The following is a 20380-nucleotide window of genomic DNA, read 5'->3' on the forward strand; positions in this document are numbered from 1 at the left end:
ACCTTTGCATGAGGAACCAAAATTTGGAAAGTGGCATGACGTGTGCGGGGCACGACGGCGGTGGAAGTCTGTCCGTCACGCTTCTGAGCCTGGCGGCGTCTTTTCGAACAAAACCGCAATAACTCCCATTATGCCTTTCTCGTTGTAGGAGAGGACGTAACTTATACTTTATCGAATGATTGTTTACCAGGGAGGGGATTGGTGGAAAGCCTTGCGGCACTTCCAGACTTCGGCAATCATTCGCCTATTACTGAAGCGTGTAGCACTGGTGGGCCTCTATGGCTCGGCAGTAGCCGTTATCAGCCTCGATTTTCATACCCTGAACGTGAAAATCGGTCGCGAATACCTCTCCATCCTGGGTATTCTGCTAAGCTTGTTGCTCGTGTTCCGCACCAATACCGCCTACGACCGCTACTACGAAGGCCGCAAAGTGTGGGGCGTTCTGGTATCGCAATGCCGGGGCTTGGCTATGGAAATGAATGCCCTGCTGCCCCGCGAGGCCAAAGCCAGCCGGCGCTACTTCGCGGCCCTCATCTCCAATTTCCCCATTGCTGTGGAAGGTAGCCTGCGCAACAAGGTGCGCTTCGATAAAATGGAAGCCACGCCCGACATCATCGAACGCCTGCAAAAGGCCGAGAGTGTGGCTTCTACCATCATTGCCGTGCTCATGGAAAGCGTGGAGCAGCTCCGCCAGGTGCAGATATTCGACCCCATTCACCTCATCAATATCAAGCAGCACTACCTCGCGATGATGGCCGTGAACGGCACTTGCGAGCGCATCAAGTCCACGCCCATCCCGTATTCGTACAGCTTCTTTATAAAGTGCTATATCACAATATTTATTATGATAATGCCGCTCGTGCTGGTCGATTCCTGCGATTGGTGGATGGTGCCCATCACCATGATTGGAGCCTACGCCATGCTGGGACTGGAAATGATAGGGAACGAAATTGAAAACCCTTTTGGTTACGACAGCAATGACCTGCCCATTACCCAGCTTTCCAACAAAATTCGGGTGAGCGTGCACGACCTGCTGGGTGTGGAGCTGCCGGCTGAGAAAAAAGCTTTAGCATCAGTTCCCTACAGCGTTATGCATTAGCGTTTGTTTTGTTTTTGGGTGTTTAATTGGCACGCAAAGCCGTATAAAGCAGTGTTTTAGTATCGTCTGACCAATTTATTCTTTTTTTGAGATAAGTAAGACATCCTTTTTTTTAACATGAGCGTATATGGCGCTCGATGCGCAACGCGCGTTTTCTCCCCTGATTTCATTCAAATACCCAATTCCATGAATAATCTAACTTTTACTCAAAAGCTGCTGCGGCAGCGCTTTTTCTTCAACTGCCTCATCCCGCTACTTGCGTTGTTTGTGGGTGTGGGCTCGGCCCAGGCGCAAAACGTTGCCATTGCTGTCGGTACCAACGTTACCCTGAATGTGAAGGGTACGACCAGTGCATACAACACGCGTGGTACCAATGGAAATACCTTTGTTAATAATGATTTCGGTTCATTCAATGTTAATTCCGATGTCTTTACGCTCAACGCTACTACGTTGCGGCTTGATGAGACGGCAGCTACTGCGCTCAATGCTTTCCTGCTAATCCGGGTTTTCCAAGGTAATCTATCTACTGCAAGCACTGCAAACTCACCGGCATTTACTGTTATAGCGTTGCAAGACGGCGGAACTGTAAACGGCGCGCATCAATTCACGCTGAGCTCAGCGTCTATCAACCTGTTAAGTTCGGTAGTTGGTAGTGCAGCTGGTACGTCATATCGATTCGACCTTCGTTATCGGGTATTTCAAGGCAATGGCACGACGTACAATTCGCCCATTAGAAATTCCGTTTTTACGGCCGTTACGCCTCCCTTTGTTCCTTCATCGGCTACGCTGCGCAACGTCATAGTAACTTCCGGCACTACGGCGGCTAATGCCACTACCAACACTTACGACGCTAATACCAGCGCTGCTGGACCAGGAGTATTCAATGGAACAGACTTTGGTCCCTTGAACCTAAGCAGCAGCCGTTTGCTGCTGCGCGGTGGCGCCATCGAGATTCAGGAGCGCAATGGCGACTCATTCAATCAGGCCCAAATCAGCTACGTAGTTTCTCCGGGTACTCTCGCTACGGCAGGGGCAGCTTTCCCCCAAGGACAAAATTTGCCGTTGACGGAGGTAAGCTATAATGCGGCTACTATGACGCGTCGGTTTGCTCTCAGCAATGCTGCTCGTAACATCTTGTCACTGGCCACTACTGGTGGTAGTCCGGGCACTAGCTACCGCTTCGATGTCAGCGTTTCGGCTACTGGTACCAATTTCGATTCCGACCCTATTACCCTCAGTGGGCAGCGCCAGCGCTCGGTATTTACCGCCACGGGTGTTCCGATATTCCAGCCTACGCTGAATAACACAACTGTTCTAGTTGCTGCCAATGGTGGGAGTAATGTTTCGTACGATGGCAGCAATGTTTCCGCTAATCCCGATTTTGCTGGCGCCAACCTTGGCACCTTTGACGTGAACGAAGGTTTACTCGTTCTTAATGGTGGCACAGCAACTACGGTGGCAAACGGCCCTAATATGGTTGATGACGTTACATTGTATTTCCGCGTTCGGAGGAATGGTACTGGCGGCGGGGGATTTAGCTCGTTGCCGTTAGTACAAACCTCCTTAAATACGGATGGTAATGGCACCCGGACACGCACCTTCGAGCTTTCTAATGCCGCTCGAAACTTGCTCGCAGCTGTTACCGCCACGGGTGATTACCGGGTTGATGTTTATCTGCAGGCGAGCGGTGTAAACGAGGATGTGGAGGCTGAGGGCATGGATGGTACTTTTCTGGTAACCAGCCCTACGTACATAGCCAACTTCACGGTGAATGGTACACCTGTTGTGACTACGGTATGGACTGGCGGACTAGATGACAACTGGTTCGATGCCCTAAACTGGACCAATGGCGTGCCAACGGCCACTTCAAATGCTATTATCCCCAACTTCCCAAGTGGAAACACTCGGCCTTACCCAAACATCTACAGCGATGTGGTGAAGCCGCCCACGGCACAATCCACTTCCACCAATCCGGATGGCACTCAGGACGTCATTCCAGCTACTCCCGGCTATGACAATAGAGGCAGCGGCAATGCCATGGTTCGCAACCTCACATTACAGGGCACCTCGCAGGGAAACCGAAGCATCACGCGCCTAATCCGTGGTCGGTTAGATGTGTTTGGTGATTTTGACAACCCCCAGGGTAGCTTCATCCAGCGTGAAACAACGGTCATTAGTTTCAAATCGCAAGGTAATCAGACCATTAGCGGCTCTATTAACGGTTTCACGGATGTTGAGATTGACGGCGGTGCCAATAGCATCAAGACCCTGACGGGTAGCTTTAAGGTGAAGGCCGGCGGCTCGCTGCGATTCATTAATGGCATTTTGCAAACCAATATTTCCTTGGTAAGCAGCAACTTTGTGGATTTTGAAGGCGCTTCTACCGACCCGACTACTTTGGTTATTGTTCCAGCGGCTCAGCTTCTTGGCGAAACGGAAACCAGTTGGTTGCGCGGTTTCATAACCACTACCCAGCCTGCTGCCCTCAATACTCCTCAGAATTTCAGCAATATTGGTCTAACGCTGACGTTCACCGAAAATGAGCCCGGTAATACGACCGTTACCCGCAACACCGTAGAAAACCGGCCAGAAACCGCTTTCGCGGGCTCGACATTGAACCCCAATTCCGACCCTAGGCCAAGTATCCGTCGCATATTCGGCGTGCAGCCAGCTAACCCAGCTACCCAAGGCCGCCGTTTGAGGGCAAACATAGCTTTCCGCTACCTCGACAATGAATTGGTTAACTTGAGAAGGTTCGACGACCCTAACAACCCCAACTTTAACAGTACCACCTCACTGGACGAGAGCAAGCTGTCGCTTTACGTATCGTCTACGGGCGGCAACACGTTCAACCAGCTGGGTCGTGATTCCAATACTGGTAATGTGCTCACGAAAGCCAACATAACCACGTTTGCTACCTTCACATTGAGTGAAGCTGCGGTGTTGCCTCCCTTACCCGTTACTCTCACCAAGTTCGATGTGCAGCGCACTGGTACTGATGCGCTCGTAACGTGGGCTACGGCCAGCGAAATCAACAGCAAAGGCTTCAGCGTGCAGGTGTCGAAGGATGGTAAGGAGTTCCGTACCCTGGGCTTTGTGGCCAGCGTTGCGCCAAATAGCTCGCGTCTCACCAACTACAGCTTCACCGACAACGAGAAGAACAAAGCCGGCCTGCGCTACTACCGTTTGGAGCAGGTTGATATTGACGGTACTCTGGCCTACAATACCCCGAAAGTGGTATCGTTCGAAGGTGCCTTTAACCAGACCGGTGTAGCCTTCGCTTACCCGAACCCCTACATCAACGAAGTGTCGCTGAGCCTCAAGTCGAGCACCGACGGAAAAGCCTTGGTCAACATTACCGACATGACGGGCCGTACGGTTGGTCAGCGCACCATTGCGCTTGCTACCGGTACCAACGAAGTAGAAGTGAAGGATTTGGCAAACCTCAAGTCCGGCCTCTACCTGATGCGGGTAACGATGCCTTCGGGCGAGGTTAAGAATGTGAAAGTGGTGAAGCAATAAGCTCACCCCTCTCTAAAAGTAAAAATGCCGGTCTCCGCAAGGAGGCCGGCATTTTTTGTGCCTTACGCAATAGCTGCGCGCAGATTGCGGCAGCAACCCGGTCGGTTAGCCGCGCGGCATAGACGTACCAGGCTTGCCGGTTTTGGCGGCCGGGTGAAACATGGGGTCCACGGCGTCCATGTCGAGGAAGTGCGAGAAGGTGTCGCCCCGCAGGCCCAAGCGGATGGTTTCGAGGCTCACCACCTCGTTGGGCGCAATGTTGCCCAGGTTTACGTTGGCACCCAGTAGTTTGATAAACCAAACCTGCTGCGCCTTCTGGGGCGCTTCCCAGAGAATCTTTTCGGAAGGTATTTTGGTGAGAATTTCCTCTACCAGTCCCGAGCGTACCTCGCCGGTGCTACGGAACAGGCCCACGTTGCCTCCCTCACGCGCCTCGCCGATTACCTTGATGGCTCCGGCCGACAGCTCGGCTTCCATCTGCGCAATCCATTTGTAGGGCGGAATGATTTTCTCGGCATCCTTGGAGCCTACTTCGCTCAGCACGCGTACCGATTTGCTTAGCTCGCGGATAAACCCGCATTTGCGCTCGTGATTGAGGTCGATGCTACCATCGGATACTTCGGCGTACTCCATGCCGTAAGTGTCCAGCAGGCGGCGGTAATCGTCGAATTGGTTGCGGATGATGAAAGCCTCAAACAAGGTGCCCCCGAAATACACGGGAATGTCGGCCGCCCGGTAGATTTCGAGCTTGCGCTTTAGGTTGGGCACCACGTAAGAAGTTCCCCAGCCCAGCTTCACCACGTCGGTGTAGGCGGCGCTCACTTCCAGAAAATCTTCTACTTCGCGCAGGCTCATGCCCTTGTCCATTACCATCGTATAGCCCTGTTCGCGGGGCTTGGGCGTGCGCTCGGGGAGTTGAGAGAGGTCGTAATTCATAATCGCTGATTAGCTGTGATTAGCTATGATTTCGCTGATTCCTGACGGTCCCGAATTTATGGGCTGGCAGGCTTCGGCACAAAAAAGCCGCCCGCAATAACGCGGGCGGCTACAAAAGTAGGGTAGGACAGAGTTATTAGAATGTAATTGCGTGAAGTATGCCGTCAATAGCCTGATTACAAATCAGTTACCGGCCACTTCACATAAATACATAATCAGCGAAATCACGGTTAATCAAGCCCAATCAGTGATTTCGGAACTGCTCAATCAGCTTCTTCAGACCTGGCTGTTCGCGCAGGGCCGGAAAGTAGTCGAATAGCAGCACATGCTGCTCGTAGTTGAGCGTGAGCGCCGTTTCCAGCGTGTTATAGGCTTCGCGCATCCGGCCATCAGCTAGCTGGTAGGCGCACAGCATGTAGTGGAAGTGCGCTTCGTGCGGGTGCAGGTTAACGGCGTGGCGCACCAGCTCCACGGCTTCGGTAAAATGCCCCTGCTCGTAGAGAATGGCGCTCCAGCTCACCCAGCCCTGTGCGTCGTCGGGTGCTACTTCGGTGGCCTTCTCATACGATTCGAGGGCGCTGACAACGTTGCCCACCTGGTTTTCGGCCGCCCCCAGCGCCGACCAGTATTCGCCGCTTTCGGCGTAGAGCTCAGTGGCCTTACGGAAGTAATGAATGGCTTCGAACCAGCGGCCCTGCTCCTGCAGCAGCACGCCCTGGCCAAACCACGCTTCGTCCATCTCGGGGTTTAGCTCCAGGGCCTGGCGGTAGTAGCGGCGGGCGGGCTCCCAGTCGCGCAGCTTTTCGTAGCATTCGCCAATGTTGCACAAGGCCTCATCGGTGGGCTCGCCGGTGGGGTAGGCCAGCTCAAATTCGGGGATGGCTTTCTGGTACTCCTGTTGGCACACAAACGTATCGGCCAGCCAGTGGTGGGCGTCGTGAAAATCGGGGCTGATGACCACCGCATAATCAAATGCTTCTACTGCCTTGGCAAAATCCTCGCGGCGGTACCAGTACTGCCCCAGGTTGTACCAGGCCGTGGCCGAAAACGGGTCGTCGTCGGTGAAGCGCTTGAAAAACTCTTCGTGTTCGTCAAGGCGCCCGCTGATGTCCAGACAGTGCAACAGCTCCTGCACGCCGGTTTCGTTGTCAGGGTTGAGGCGCAGGCTTTGCTTGTAGTGCTTGGCCGCGCTCTTGAATTTCTGCCAGCTTTGGAAAGCCAGGCCAAGGTTGAAGTGAATGTCTTCCCGCTCGGGTTCCTGCTCGAGGCCGGCGCGAAAAAACTCAACCGCCTGCTCAAACTCGCCCCGCTGGGTGCTGATGATACCCCGCGTTACGGCCACGTCGGCATTGGTGGGGTCGAGGGCCGCTACGGCGTCAATCTGGCGTTCCGCTTCGGTGTAGTCGCCGCGCATGGCCGTAACCTGGGCCCGGTCGATGAGCAGCTCCGTGGAGAAGGGGTACTGGCCCAGGGCCGCTTCGCAGGCTTGCAGGGCCTTATCAAATTCCGCGTTGGTAACGTAGTGGTCGATGATGTTCTCAAAGTCCTCTAAATCGAAGAAGACGGGCTCCTGCTGGGCCACCATGCGCTCGAAACGACGGACGACATCGAGCACAGCCCGGTGATTTTCAAAATGTTCGTTCATGCGCATAAAATCGCAGTTAAATAAATGGACTATCCGGGTTTGTGAAGGGCCGAATCTGCCAGCGGATTCTCGTTGGTACGTCGCACGCCAGCACCGGGGCCCGGCACTTTATTCCTTCTATATCAATAATAACAAAAATTAGCCAAAACAGTGCAATCTGGCTTATTGCTAAGATACGATAACTGCCGGGGAGATGGCCGGGTTCAGCCCTAATCTGGCCGCGCACCAAGCCAGCGTATCCGATAACGGGCGGAACCCGAGGCCAGTAGCAGTTTGTACTTTGGCGTGGGCGTACAGTACGGGGTGGCGCCCGGCCCGGGCCGTGTCTTTGGTAATAAGCGGTCGGGCGCCGGTGATGACGGCCCGCGCGTGTTCCAAACGCCAGATGATTTCGGCGGCCCAGTTGGGTACCGCCACGGTAGGCGGCCGACGTTGCATGGCAGTGGCAGCTTGCTGGAAAAAATCAGCCAGCGGTACGGCTTCGGCGCTCAGAATGTAGCGCTCCCCGCTCCGGGTGGGCTGGTCGAGAGCCAGGGCCAGCAGCTGCGCCACCACGTCGCGCACATCCACGAAATTGACCAGCCCGTGGGTGTAAAACCGATGCTGCTGGTGGGCGTAGCGCAGCAGCCGGGTGCTGCTGCGGTGCCAGTCGCCCGGCCCCAACACCACCGATGGGTTGACGATGACAGCCGATAAGCCTTCTGCCACGCCCCGCCACACCTCCAGCTCGCCCAGATACTTGGAAGTAGCGTAAGCCGGATGCGCCGCGCCCAGGTCCCAGGTGCTCGTTTCGGTTACCAGATGCGTGCCGGAGGGGCCGGCAATGCTTGACGGGCCCGGCCCGCCCAGGGCGGCCACCGACGACACGTGCGCTAGCCGAATGCCCGGTCTTTCCAGGCAGGCATCCACTACGGCTGCGGTGCCTTCCACATTCACGCGCAGCAGCAAATCCTCGTCCTGTGGCGCGTAAGAAACCAGGCCGGCGCAGTGAAATACGTGGGTTACGCCGGGCGTAAGGGCAGCCCGCAGCAGGTCGGTGTCGAGCAGGTCGCCCGCCACCCATTCCACGCCCGCCGGCCCTGCGGTGGGCACGGCCCCGCGGTGCAACGCCCGCACGGCCAGCCCCCGCGCCCGCAGTGCCTCCAACAGAAATGAGCCAATGAGGCCGGTGCCGCCGGTAACAAATATCATGAGTAAGGGCGGAAGAGGTATTAGTTGTCAGTTGCTGGAGCCGAGGTAATTCGTTGACTGACAACAATCAAAAAACAGCTCATTTCTTTGCTTCTACAAAGGCCCGCAGTTGAGCTCAGCTATAAGGAAGGGAAAGCAGTTTCAGAGCGTTTGGTTCAGCAGCGGCAACTGAAGCAGCTTTTGCATGTAGGGCTGGGGCAGGACGCGTCGCGACAGCGTTTCGGTATGGCGCAAGTGGTGGGTGTCGGTGCCTACAAAGTCAACCAAGCCGCCGTCAATCAATTGCTCGGCCACTTTTTTGGCAGCGGAGGAGTAGTAGCCTGCCAAGGAGTTGAGGTTCACCTGCATCAGCACGCCGTGGTTGTTGCGTAGCTGCTCAATTTCATCGAACCGGCCGTAGAGGTAGGTGTAGCGCTCGGGGTGGGCCAGCACCGGGCTATACCCCTGGGCCTTCATTTCAAAAATGATTTCAAACAAATTCAGCGGCTCGTTCATGTACGAAGTCTCGAATAGCAGGTAGCGCTTGTCGCCTCCGAAGGTGAGCATCTCGGTGCCATCGGCCAGCTTGTAGCCCAAAAATTCATCGAGATAGTATTCGGCAGCGCATTCGAGCGCCACGTCGGCCAGGCCTGCCTGCGCGGCTGCCTCTCGCAGCAGCGCCAAGGCGGCCCGGATGCCCTCCGGGGTGTTTTTATAGAAGTCGCCCATGATGTGGGGCGTCATTATCAACTTGCGAAAGCCCAAATCCCGCAAGGCCCGAAGCAGGTGCAGCGAGTGCTCCACGGTTTCGGCGCCGTCGTCCAGGCCGGGCAGCAGGTGCGAGTGCATGTCGGCCGCCAGCGTACCCAGTCCGGTCAGCGTCGCTGGGCTGGTGGGCTTTCGCCCGAATAGGCGTTGAAGGAATGACATGCAGCCGGGCCGTTAATTGAAGAATTTCTTCAGCTTTTCCCCGAAGCTGAGGGGCTTGGTCACGGGCTCTTCGTAGTAGCCCTGGCCGTAGGCACCGTAGCCGTAGCCATACCCGTAGCCGTAGCCATAACCATAGCCGGAACCACGGCTGCTGGCGTCGTTCAAAATGGTGCACATACGCGTCAGATTATTGGCGCGCATCAGCCGGTTCATATTCTTGATAAACGCCTTGCGGGAATAATCTGCCCGCACGATGTAGAGCGGAATGTCGGCCTTGCGCATAATCAGAATACCATCGGTGACCAAACCAACGGGGGGCGTGTCAATCAGAATAACGTCGTAGGACTGAAACAGCTCCTGAATCATCAGGTCAAACTTGTCGCTCAGAATTAGCTCCGAAGGATTGGGGGGCGTGGGGCCGGCCGAGATAAACTGCATCGAGTCGATGGCAGTGGGCTGGATGCATTCCTGCACACTGTGCCGGTCAATGAGAATGGTGCTGATGCCTTTTACGTTCTGTGCCCCAAAAGCCAGGTTTACTTTGGGCTTGCGCATGTCCAGGTCCAGGATGATGACCCGCTGCCCTGACAAGGCAATAATACCGCCCAGATTCACCGTGACAAAGGTTTTGCCTTCGCCCGAGATGGTGGACGTGACCGAAATCATACGCTTTTTCTTCGCCGAGCTGATAAAATCCAGGTTTGTTCGAATGGAGCGAATGGATTCCGAGATGGCAGACTTGGGATTTTTATCCACAATCAGCCGCGAGACTTCCATCTTTTCTTTGTCGTAGGTTGGAATAATCCCCAGCACCGACGCCTTGGTGTTGCGCTCCAGCTCCCGCACATTCGTGATGGTGTTGTGCATGAAATAGCGGGCCGCAATCAGGCTAATGCCCAGGAAAAGCCCGGCAGCCAGCCCTATGGCGTACACGATAAGCCGATTGGGGAAAATGGGTGCGGCCGGCGGGGTGGCCGGCGAGAGTATCAGAAAATCAGCCGTCGCGCCCGCCTGCTCGATGTTGAACTGAACCTTGCGGTCCATCAGCTGCAGGAAGTTTTTGTCGTACAGGCCCAGCGGCCGCTGCAGGCGCGCCAGCTCCGTGCTTTTGGAGGGCAGGCTTTGCAATTCGCCGGCCAGCCGGTCACGCTGCTGGTTCAGGCGGCCCAGCTCACTCTGCAGAAGCTTCTGGTTTTGCTTCAACAGGCGTTTTATAGTGGCTCGCGTGAAGGCGATGTTAGCCTTGCGGCTCTGCACCGTCTCGGTCTTATCGGTATAGGAACGCGAAATTCTCCGCAGCTCCCATTGCAATCCATTCAGTGCGTTCAACTCCTGTATCAATTGCGGCTCCTGAATGCCCGAGATGGAGGGCATGCTCTGTTCGACGGTCTGAGTTTCGTCACGGGTAAGCTGTTCCTGGCTGGCCATCTGAGCTACCTCGCTCAAAAGGCTCATTTTATCCGTGAGGGCAATCCGGGCGGTTTCCAGAGCTTCCATTTTAGTGGAAATGGCTTCGAACTCTCCTTTCGTATCGTAGCTACCTGTTTGCTGCACATACCGCTGCAACCGGTCCTCGGCCCGCTCCAGATTTTTGCCGTTCTCATCGAGTATTTGGTCCAGGAACTCGAGCTGGTTCCGGGTTGCCTCGTTCTTACGGCTTAATTTCTCGGTCAGATAAAGTGCATCTATCTTATCAACAATGACCTGCGCTTTATTCGGGTTGAAGTCAGTGAAGGAAATCTGAATCGTATTGGCATCAAAATTTACGATTTCAACCGCTAGGTTTTTGTTCAGGTAAGCGTTTACCTGGCTGTCGTTCAGCATCACGAAGTGATAGTTTTCTTCCAGCGTTCGGGTACTTAATTCTGACGTGCCAAATACCTGCAGCGTAATGCCGGGCCAGGTTATCACCTGGCCAAAGTCAAATTCACCCCTCATGGGCTGGCCCTGCCCGGTATACTCCAGGGTGAACCGCTTGGGAGAAACAAATTTTAAATCAAACTTGCTATTGTATAACGAACGGTCGGTTATGTTATGTTTTACCTGGAAGGGAGAAGTGCCAAAAAGCTCCGTTTCGAGTACGGTGCCTTGCACATAGTAATTGACGTCGAGCGCCAGAGAATCTTTGAGCTTGCGATAAATGATATCCGATTTAATCAACTCAACTTCGCCGGCAAGCTTGTTGGTGCGGCTTTGTTCAGCCGCCGGAGTCCCCGCTAAGCCCAGGGCGCTGCCCTCGTTGCGCTCGTCTATCTTCAGTAGCGACTGCGACTTGTAGACCGGTTTGGTGTAGCGCAGGTACAGCCACGAGGCCGTGACGCCCAGTGTGACAAGCAGAATCATCCACAGCAAGCTGCGACGGGCCACCAGTACGAGCGTTGCCGTGTCCAAGCTGGCCGGTTCTTCTTCGGAATCGTTTCCACTCATTAGCGGCGCCTCTGGAACAGCAGCGCCACCATTGGCGTTGCGGATGAGGTCCTCTAACTCCTTATTCTCATTTGTAGCCATTTTGCTGATAGTGCCAGGAGTGGCGTCAATTCAAGGTGGTATAGTGAAATGTTATAAGTAGATAATTGAACTTAATCAACAAGACAGCAGGATTGTAGGTGCCTGCTAACTATCCGACGCCTTGTGACTGATGCCCTACTATGTATAACGGATGTTAGTTGCTTCTGGTGAACTGGTTGATAAGGAAAAACGTGGTGCTGAGCAACAGTGTTGAGAGGGTAATAATTGGGCTTAAATCTGCCAGCGCATCCAGGAATGGCCGTCGGATTGGCTCCACATAAATAATGTCGTTGGGCTCTATCTGTAAATTGGCGCGGCGCATGCCATCCAGCGTAGACAAGTCAATCTGCTGCACCCTGGGGTTTTTCAAATCGCCTCTGATAATGCGGATGTCGTTGGCCTTGCCCCCGTTGCGGTAGTTCGACACGCCGCCCCCACCACTTCCTCCTGAGCTCCTGCCCCCGTCGATGCCGCCGGCCAGGGCCAGGACTTCCAACAGGTTCATGTTGTCGTTGTTGAGGGGAATTACCTGTCCGCCCGTGGCTCCCATCACAATCACCCGGTTGTTGGTTACGCGGGTCGATACGAAGGACTCTTTATAAAATTCGTTGTAACGCAGGGCCAGCACGCTGTCGGCCTCCAATAGCGTCAGGCCGCTCACGCGTACCCGGTCTACCATGGGCAATACCACCGTACCATCGGCCTGAACCAAAAAGACAGACCCACCAGCCGCAACCCGAGCCCCTCCACCGGAAGCGCTGGCGCCGGAACTGCTGCCCCCACCACCCCCGCCACCGGAAGGAACTGCGCCACCGCCAGTCGGCAAACCCCCACCGGGCTGGCCAAATTGTAATTCTCCGTTGGGGTCGAGAATACGCTCTCCTCGGTTTGTATTAACCCGCACTTCCAGAAAATCATTGGCCTGAATGACATAATTGCGCTCCGTGCGGTTTACGGCGATGCGCAGCTTGGTGCTGTCGAGTTTGCGGCCCTGGCTATCGGTGAGCTGGAAAAGGGTGCGTTTTTGGTAGTATTTAGTAGTGGCGCACGACGAAAAGAAGAGCATCGCCGGCAATGCCAGCAGCAACAATCGCGCGTAGCGACGAAAAAAATTAGTAGGCATGGAGGCCAATTAGATGGGGACTGGACAGAACGGCGCGAAAAACCTTTGACTCAACGGTTAGGTTCTCCTCAAAAAGCCTCAAAAGTAACGCTTTTAGCGTGCCTATTCAAAAACAGGTGATTAGGTGCAGGCCTGGCGCTGGGTTTTCCCGCCGCATGAATCGTACTTTTGCAGCGTTAACCCACCTATTGATGGCTCTGAAGCCATTGAACCCCGTCCTTTCAAATTCCCACCCTCATTTCCTTTTCAATGGAAGCCGTAGCCACCGAGAACCAAACCATGATTGCGCAGATGGTGCGCGACTTTGGCGCCCAACACATCAAGCCCAACATGATGAAATGGGACGAGAGCCAGGAGTTTCCCATCGACGTGTTCCACAGGCTGGGCGAGCTGGGCCTGATGGGCGTGCTCGTGCCGCAGGAATACGGCGGCTCGGGCTTTGGCTACATGGAATATGTGACGGCTATTGCCGAGCTGGCCAAAATTGACGGCAGCATTGGCCTGAGCATGGCCGCGCACAACTCGCTGTGCACCGGCCACATTCTCCAGCATGCCTCCGAAGAGCAAAAGCGCAAGTACCTGCCCAAGCTGGCTTCGGGTGAGTGGATTGGGGCCTGGGGCCTCACCGAGCCCAACACCGGCTCCGATGCCGGCAACATGCGTACCACCGCCGTGCTCGACGAGAGCGGCGAGAATTACATCATTAACGGCGCCAAAAACTTCATCACCCACGGCAAATCTGGCCACGTGGCTGTGGTTATTGTGCGCACCGGCGAAGTGGGCGACTCCCACGGCATGACGGCCTTCATCGTCGAGCGCGGCACGCCGGGCTTCGAGGCGGGCCGCAAGGAAGACAAGCTGGGCATGCGCGCGTCGGAAACCACCGAGCTGATTTTCACCGACTGCAAAGTGCCGACGGGAAATGTGATTGGCAAGGTGGGCGACGGCTTCGTGCAGTCGCTGAAAGTGCTCGACGGCGGCCGTATCAGCATTGCCGCCCTTAGCCTTGGCATTGCCCAGGGCGCTTTCGAAGCCGCGGTGCAGTACAGCAAGGAGCGCCACCAGTTCAATCAGCCCATTAGCAGCTTCCAGGGCATTGCCTTCAAGCTCGCGGACATGGCCACCGAAATTGAAGCCGCCAGCCTGCTCACCTACCGTGCCGCCGACATGAAGGACCACGGCCAGAACGTGAACCTGGAATCGGCCATGGCCAAGCTCTACGCCTCGGAAGTGAGCGTGCGCGTGGCCACCGAAGGCGTGCAGATTTTTGGTGGCTACGGCTACACCAAAGACTACCCGGCCGAGAAGTACTACCGCGACGCCAAGCTCTGCACCATCGGCGAAGGCACCAGCGAAATCCAGAAGCTCGTTATTGCCCGCGTCCTACTGAAATAAATCACGAATTCGTCGGATTAACGGCGGCGTTGCCGGATTTCGTAGCCGTCATGTAGGAAGCGTTTGATAGCCGAAACGAAGCGTTTAGCTTGAGGCTGAATACAAATCGACTACAAAATCCGACCAATTCGTTTTTAATTCGATAAATCCTTGATTATCTTTGCGGCCCGATTTACTCGGCTCCCCTCCTGAAAATCTCCCTCATTCCCTGATATGATTATCATTCAAATCAAAGACAACGAATCGGTTGACCGCGCGCTGAAGCGCTTCAAAAAGAAGTTTGAGCGCACCGGCGTTCTGAAAGAGTTGCGTCGTCGCACGTTTTTCCAGAAGCCCAGCATCACCGAGCGTAAGATGAAGCAAAAGGCTGTTTACAAGCTCGCCACCTACGGCCAGCCGAACGAATAGCCCGAAATTTCGGGAACCGTTAGCATTGCTAGAACCGGCAGGTTTGTCTTCGAAGGCAAGCCGGCCGGTTTTTTCGCGTCCGTACCGTAATGGATTAGCTGGCAGATGATTCCCTATTTGCGTGTTCTCACTGCCGCGGCTAGCAGAACATCCGCCTGCGCTCTTCAACCCTGCCACTTCACTTTCCCACCCACCCATGTCCGTTCCCCTCGTTGCGCCCCTGCGGGCCGATGCCAACTCCGAAGTGGCTCAACTGGCCACCTTCTTCAACGAAACCCTGGGATTTTGCCCCAATAGCGTGCTCACCATGCAGCACCGGCCGGCCATCGCCACGGCTTTCATTGAATTGAATAAGGCCGTAATGGCTAACCACGGCCGCGTCACTAGTGCCCTGAAGCGGCTTATTGGTTACCTGAGCAGCCACGCGGCGGGCTGCCAGTACTGTCAGGCCCACACCATCCTGGCCGCTGAGCGCTACGGCGCCGCTCAGGAGCAACTCGACCACATCTGGGAGTTTGCCACGCATCCGGCCTTTAGTGCGGCCGAGCGGGCGGCGCTGGCTTTTGCCGTGGCCGCGTCGGCCGTGCCCAATGCTGTGAATGAGCCTATCAGCGACACACTGCGGGCCCACTGGAACGAAGGCGAAATCGTGGAAATACTAGGTGTTGTGAGCCTTTTCGGCTACCTCAACCGCTGGAACGACTCGATGGGTACTACCCTGGAGTCCGGTGCTGTAGCCGCCGGCCAGCAGCACCTCGCCGGCCAGGGCTGGTCGTCGGGCAAGCACGCATAAGGCGGTGCTGTTGCAAATGACTACAGGACTTGCGCAGCCAGCCGCTGACGCGTGGCTCTTCCGGACCTGGCGTTTCCAGAAAACTGTGGTCTGGAGCAGCCCGACGCGGCGGGGATGCGTAAGCAGGCGCATGATTTCCCGTCGCGCTGTCTTGTAGTCCTTTGCCTTTGCCGCCGCTATAGCCGGGCCTTTTTCCTTATCCGCCATGAGTAGTGTCGCCTTTTCCCACCCCAAGCTGCTGATTTTCGACGTCAACGAAACCCTGCTCGACCTAAGCAAGCTGCAGCAGGCCGTCAATCAGGAGTTTAGGTCGGCAACAGCCTTCAAGCAGTGGTTTGCGCTGCTGCTCCAGTATTCGCTGGTTGATACCGTGACGGGCAACTACCACAATTTCGGGCAGATTGGCGACGCGGCCCTTGATATGTTGGCGCAGGCGATGGGCCAGCCAGCCCGGCCTGCAGCCCGCAAAAAGGAAATCCTCATCCTCATTACCGAGCTGCCCCCGCACCCCGACATCATTCCCGGCCTCACGGCCCTGCAAAAGGCGGGCTTCCGCATGGTCACGCTCACCAACTCGCCCGATGCCACGGTGCAAAAGCAGATGGCCTACGCCGGCCTCACCAGCTTCTTCGAGCAGCTGCTCAGCATCGACGCGCTCAAGCGCTACAAGCCCCACCCCGAAACCTACTACAGCACCTGTAAGCAGCTGAAAGTAGCGCCCGCCCAAGCCATGCTGGTAGCTGCCCACGGCTGGGATACGGCCGGCGCGCAGTTGGCGGGGCTGCAGGCCGCGTTCATCTCCCGGCCGGGGCAGCAGGTATACCCATTAGCCCCCGCGCCCACCCTCACCGGTCCCACTCTGCCCGACATTGCCCGGCAGCTCATCGGCTAGGCGGCTACTGCTAAAGTGGCCGGGTGGCCGGTGGCTTTTCAACTGAAACCAGGGAGTAGCCACTACCTTTCGGTCATGATGAACTACCGGCTGCCCGTTTCGATGCTCCTTTTAGCGCTACCGCTGGCCGGCCGTGCCCAAACTGTGCCCGCCCGCACCGCTGCGCCGCTGGCCGTGGGCACCGTGGCCCCGGCCTTCAAAGGCAAGGACGCCACCGGAAAGCCCATCGAGCTGAAGCAGCTGCTGAAGAAGGGCCCGGTGGTGCTCTACTTCTACCGTGGCCAGTGGTGCCCCTACTGCAACAAGCAGCTCAGCCAGCTCCAGGACTCGCTGCAGCTGCTCACGGCCAAGGGCGCTCAGATAGTAGTCGTGACGCCCGAAACTCAGGAGAACATCAGCAAAACTGTGGAGAAGACCAAAGCGGCTTTCCCTATCGTGCAGGACCAGGGCTTCGTCATCATGAAAGCCTACAACACGGCCTTCACCGTCGACCCCGCCACTGCCCTCAAATACAAGGGTTTCGGGGTTGATTTGCAGAAAGCCAACGCCGCCTCCGACGACGTGCTGCCCGTGCCGGCCACCTACGTCATCGGCCGCGACGGCCGCATCAAGTTCACCTACTTCAATCCCGACTACAAGCAGCGCGTATCGGTGCGCCGCATAGCGGCCGCGCTGTAGGGCCGGGCCTGCTACAGCTTAAATTCCACATCGAGGGCCGATTGCAGCAGCGACGACACGTCCTGGTGGTCCATAACCAGCTTTGGGTTGATGCGGGCCGCCACCGGGTTTAGTGGACATCTAGCCGCTCCGGCCGCGAGCCGGTGGCCCGCCGGCCCTGCACGTACAGTACCTTGCCTATGTCGGCCGCGCCGCTCATCGGCAAGCCAAACTGCGTGGCCTGCCGGGCTTTGTGCATCTGCCGCGCCGCATGAATCAGGGACTTGCTGGGCACGCAGCCGTGGCTGGGCAGTCGCCGCCCACGTCCTCGGCTGTGCGGTTGATGAGCAGCAAGCGCAGCTTGCTGCGGGCCATGAACAAGCTCAGGCCCCCAGCCCGGCCGAACCGGCGCGCTGGCTTGGTGCGCCGCAACAAGGGTTATTGTTTCTTTGCCGGGTGGCATTTGTATCGGCTGAAATTGGGGACTGTCAGCTTGTTCACCAAACGCTTTTAGAAGGGCAGAACGGTAAAGCATACGTTCCGCTTCAAGCAGCAAGCCGGCACTGAGTTTGGCGGATAATAAAAAACCAGTACATTGGATGCCCGGCCCACCCACCGGGCATTTTTGGTGTTGGTATGGATGCTTTTCTCGATTTTTTGCGCTTTGAGCGGCGTTACAGCCCCCACACGGTCACTTCGTACCAAACCGACCTGGGGCAGTTCGCGGCCTATCTGAAATCGGCCTACGAATTGCCCGACCCGGCGCAGGCCACGCACCCGCTCATCCGGGGCTGGGTGGTGGAGCTGATGGAGCAGAACCTGGACCCGCGCACCGTGAACCGCAAGGTGGCCTGCCTGCGCTCGTACTACAAGTTTTTGCTGCGTAACGGCCGCATCGAAGCCAACCCGATGCTGCGTATCAAAGCCCCGAAAATGGCCAAGAAGCTGCCCGAATTCGTGCCCGAGGACGCGCTCAACGGGCTGCTGAACTCGTTTGAATTTGGCGATGACTTTGCCGGACACCGCGACCAGCTCGTGCTGGAGATGCTCTACGGCACGGGCATTCGTTTGTCGGAGCTCATCGGCATCCACGCCGACGACGTGAGCCTGGGCGCCAGCACCGTGCGCGTCACCGGCAAGGGCAATAAGCAGCGCCTCGTGCCCCTAAACCCATCATTGAAGCTGGTGATTGAACACTACCAGGCCCGCCGGGCGCGGGAGTTTGGCCCGGCCGCAGGGCCGCTGCTGCTCACCGACAAAGGCGAGCCCATGTACGAGAAGTTCGTGTACCGTACCGTGAAGCGCTACCTCAGCCAGATTACGACGTCGAGCGCGCAGCAGCACCCGCACGCGCTGCGCCATGCCTTTGCCACGCACTTGCTGGGCAAGGGCGCCGACCTCAATTCCATCAAAGAATTGCTGGGGCACGCCAGCCTGGCAGCCACCCAAGTCTATACACACCTATCCGTTGATAGGCTGAAATCCGTATTTGAACAAGCCCATCCACGGGCTTGAGTTTCTTTTACCCTTTTACCTCTTAACCAACTGCTTTATGAAAGTACAGATGCATTCGGTGCACTTCGACGCCGACCAAAAACTGCTTGATTTCGTGCAGCAACGCCTCAATAAGCTTGAGACTTTTTACGACAAAGTAACCGGTGGCGAAGTTATTATGCGCCTCAACAACAAAGACGGAATAGAAAATAAGACCGTCGAAATAAAGCTGCTGGTGCCCGGCACTACGCTTTTCAGCCAGGAAGACGCCGCGTCCTTCGAAGCCGCCGCCGATGCCGCCGCCGATAGCCTGCGCCGCCAAATCACCAAATACAAGGAGAAATCCACCGCCCATTAATAATTAGCTGTTAGCTGACAGCTTTTAGCCGTTAGCTCCTCAGATATTTTAAAAGAAAAAGCCCCGCTTGATACAATCAAGCGGGGCTTTTTGCTGGATTTTGCGCCGGAAAAACGCTCAGACGGGCACAAGCTGAAGCTTATGATACAGATGGCTAATTAAGTCCGAACTCAGCCTTAATCTGGGGCACGTAGTCGAGCTTTTCCCAAGTGAAGGTTTCGAAGGTTTTCACGCTGCCGTCTTTCATGGTGGCTTGCACGGTGCCGGGCTGCCGGCCCATGTGGCCGTAGGCCGCCGTTTGGGCAAAAATGGGGTTTTGTAGGCCAAAGCGCTGCACAATGGCATAAGGCCGCAGGTCGAATAGCTTATTCACTTTGTCTGCGATTTCCCCGTCGGTGAGCGTGGTGCCACGGCTGCCCTGGACCTTGGTGGTGCCGTAGGTAGTTACGAACACGCCCACGGGCTGGGCCACGCCAATGGCGTAGGCTACCTGCACGAGTACCTGGTCGGCCACGCCGGCCGCTACCAGGTTTTTGGCAATGTGCCGGGCCGCGTAGGCCGCCGAGCGGTCTACTTTAGACGAGTCTTTACCGGAAAATGCACCGCCGCCGTGAGCGCCCTTGCCGCCGTAGGTGTCCACGATGATTTTACGGCCCGTGAGGCCGGAATCGCCGTGGGGCCCGCCGATAACGAACTTGCCGGTGGGGTTGATGTGGTAGATAATCTGGTCGGTGAACAGGGCCTGGGCTTCGGCGCTCAGGCCGGCTTTCACGCGCGGGATGAGGATGGCGAGCACATCGGCCTTGATGCGGTCCAGCATCACGGTTTCAGAAGGGTCGAACTCGTCGTGCTGCGTGCTGATGACAATGGTGTCGATGGCTTCGGGCAGGTGGTCGTCGGAGTAGCGAATCGTGACCTGGCTCTTGGCGTCGGGGCGCAGGTAAGTCATTTCGCGACCTTCGCGGCGGATGGCGGCCAGTTCCTGCAGCAAGCGGTGCGACAAATCAAGGGCCAGCGGCATGTAATTGGCCGTTTCGTGGCTGGCGTAGCCGAACATCATGCCTTGGTCGCCGGCGCCCTGGTCTTCGTCCTTGGCGCGCTCCACGCCCTGGTTGATGTCGGGCGACTGCTCGTGCAGGCGGTTCATTACCTCGCAGGTGTCGGCGTTGAACAGGTATTCGGGCTTGTCGTAGCCGATGCGGCGAATGGTTTCGCGGATAATGGGCTCGGCATCGACGTGGGCCGTGGACTTGATTTCGCCAGCCACCAGCGCAAAGTCAGTGGTTACGAGGGTTTCGCAAGCAACTTTGGCGGTCGGGTCCTGGCGGAGGTACTCGTCGAGGATGGCATCGGAAATCTGGTCAGCGACTTTATCAGGATGACCTTCCGAAACCGATTCGGAAGTGAACAGATAGGGCATTGATAGCGCGAAAAGAGCAAAAAGAAAAGA

At 56.4% G+C, this 20380-nt stretch carries 17 protein-coding genes; 9 read left to right on the forward strand and 8 right to left on the reverse strand.

All coding sequences use genetic code 11. The features are described 5' to 3' along the window. Nucleotides 1–175: 175 nt before the first annotated feature. Both GM79_RS13705 and GM79_RS24315 read left to right on the forward strand, forming a co-directional pair. On the forward strand, nucleotides 176–1099 hold the full coding sequence (locus GM79_RS13705; protein ID WP_035564788.1) for a bestrophin family protein: 924 nt from the start codon (nucleotides 176–178) through the stop codon (nucleotides 1097–1099). A 186-nt stretch (nucleotides 1100–1285) separates the two neighbouring features. Continuing rightward, a complete protein-coding gene (locus tag GM79_RS24315) occupies nucleotides 1286–4621 on the forward strand; it encodes a T9SS type A sorting domain-containing protein (protein ID WP_161787178.1) in 3336 nt (1111 codons plus the stop codon). A 105-nt stretch (nucleotides 4622–4726) separates the two neighbouring features. Here the strand turns inward: GM79_RS24315 and GM79_RS13715 are convergent, their stop codons facing one another. The 6 genes from GM79_RS13715 to GM79_RS13740 all read right to left on the reverse strand — a co-directional run bounded on the left by GM79_RS13715 (nucleotide 4727) and on the right by GM79_RS13740 (nucleotide 12933). Next, complete coding sequence (locus GM79_RS13715) at nucleotides 4727–5557, reverse strand: phosphosulfolactate synthase (protein WP_035564790.1); 831 nt, start codon at nucleotides 5555–5557, stop codon at nucleotides 4727–4729. Nucleotides 5558–5801: 244 nt separating this feature from the next. Beyond that, nucleotides 5802–7202, reverse strand: a complete 1401-nt coding sequence (locus GM79_RS13720) for a tetratricopeptide repeat protein (RefSeq protein ID WP_035564874.1) — start codon at nucleotides 7200–7202, stop codon at nucleotides 5802–5804. Between the two features lie 168 nt (nucleotides 7203–7370). Next, entirely contained in the window at nucleotides 7371–8393 is a 1023-nt protein-coding gene (locus GM79_RS13725) for an NAD-dependent epimerase/dehydratase family protein (protein WP_035564791.1), read from the reverse strand. 141 nt (nucleotides 8394–8534) lie between these two features. Continuing rightward, the gene (locus GM79_RS13730; protein WP_035564793.1) at nucleotides 8535–9302 is read right to left on the reverse strand and encodes a tyrosine-protein phosphatase; all 768 of its coding nucleotides are present in this window, start codon (nucleotides 9300–9302) and stop codon (nucleotides 8535–8537) included. A gap of 12 nt (nucleotides 9303–9314) precedes the next feature. Continuing rightward, entirely contained in the window at nucleotides 9315–11810 is a 2496-nt protein-coding gene (locus GM79_RS13735; protein WP_081867761.1) for a GumC family protein, read from the reverse strand. Nucleotides 11811–11964: 154 nt separating this feature from the next. Next, entirely contained in the window at nucleotides 11965–12933 is a 969-nt protein-coding gene (locus GM79_RS13740; RefSeq protein ID WP_152559994.1) for a polysaccharide biosynthesis/export family protein, read from the reverse strand. A gap of 249 nt (nucleotides 12934–13182) precedes the next feature. On the opposite strand from GM79_RS13740, the gene GM79_RS13745 reads away from it, so the two are divergent. The 5 genes from GM79_RS13745 (at nucleotide 13183) to GM79_RS13765 (ending at nucleotide 17099) form a co-directional block, all read left to right on the forward strand. After that, entirely contained in the window at nucleotides 13183–14328 is a 1146-nt protein-coding gene (locus GM79_RS13745) for an acyl-CoA dehydrogenase family protein (protein ID WP_035564797.1), read from the forward strand. 213 nt (nucleotides 14329–14541) lie between these two features. Continuing rightward, complete coding sequence (rpsU, locus tag GM79_RS13750; RefSeq protein ID WP_035564799.1) at nucleotides 14542–14736, forward strand: 30S ribosomal protein S21; 195 nt, start codon at nucleotides 14542–14544, stop codon at nucleotides 14734–14736. 196 nt (nucleotides 14737–14932) lie between these two features. After that, nucleotides 14933–15529 (forward strand): carboxymuconolactone decarboxylase family protein, encoded by a 597-nt coding sequence (locus GM79_RS13755; RefSeq protein WP_035564801.1) that lies wholly within the window; start codon nucleotides 14933–14935, stop codon nucleotides 15527–15529. A gap of 205 nt (nucleotides 15530–15734) precedes the next feature. Then, nucleotides 15735–16421: a haloacid dehalogenase type II gene (locus GM79_RS13760; protein ID WP_035564803.1), complete on the forward strand. Its 687-nt coding sequence runs from the start codon at nucleotides 15735–15737 to the stop codon at nucleotides 16419–16421. A gap of 75 nt (nucleotides 16422–16496) precedes the next feature. Continuing rightward, complete coding sequence (locus GM79_RS13765; RefSeq protein ID WP_051718889.1) at nucleotides 16497–17099, forward strand: peroxiredoxin-like family protein; 603 nt, start codon at nucleotides 16497–16499, stop codon at nucleotides 17097–17099. Nucleotides 17100–17208: 109 nt separating this feature from the next. On the opposite strand, the gene GM79_RS25510 is transcribed toward GM79_RS13765, so the two are convergent. Beyond that, entirely contained in the window at nucleotides 17209–17373 is a 165-nt protein-coding gene (locus GM79_RS25510) for a hypothetical protein (RefSeq protein WP_161787179.1), read from the reverse strand. A 341-nt stretch (nucleotides 17374–17714) separates the two neighbouring features. On the opposite strand from GM79_RS25510, the gene GM79_RS13770 reads away from it, so the two are divergent. Both GM79_RS13770 and hpf read left to right on the forward strand, forming a co-directional pair. Then, nucleotides 17715–18593, forward strand: a complete 879-nt coding sequence (locus GM79_RS13770; RefSeq protein WP_035564804.1) for a tyrosine-type recombinase/integrase — start codon at nucleotides 17715–17717, stop codon at nucleotides 18591–18593. Between the two features lie 37 nt (nucleotides 18594–18630). Further along, nucleotides 18631–18930, forward strand: a complete 300-nt coding sequence (gene hpf / locus GM79_RS13775) for a ribosome hibernation-promoting factor, HPF/YfiA family (protein ID WP_035564806.1) — start codon at nucleotides 18631–18633, stop codon at nucleotides 18928–18930. Nucleotides 18931–19084: 154 nt separating this feature from the next. On the opposite strand, the gene metK is transcribed toward hpf, so the two are convergent. Further along, the gene (gene metK, locus GM79_RS13780; RefSeq protein WP_035564808.1) at nucleotides 19085–20350 is read right to left on the reverse strand and encodes a methionine adenosyltransferase; all 1266 of its coding nucleotides are present in this window, start codon (nucleotides 20348–20350) and stop codon (nucleotides 19085–19087) included. Nucleotides 20351–20380: the final 30 nt, after the last annotated feature.

Origin of the sequence: Hymenobacter sp. IS2118 (assembly GCF_000715495.1) — a bacterium.
In the GTDB taxonomy this organism is placed as follows: domain Bacteria; phylum Bacteroidota; class Bacteroidia; order Cytophagales; family Hymenobacteraceae; genus Hymenobacter.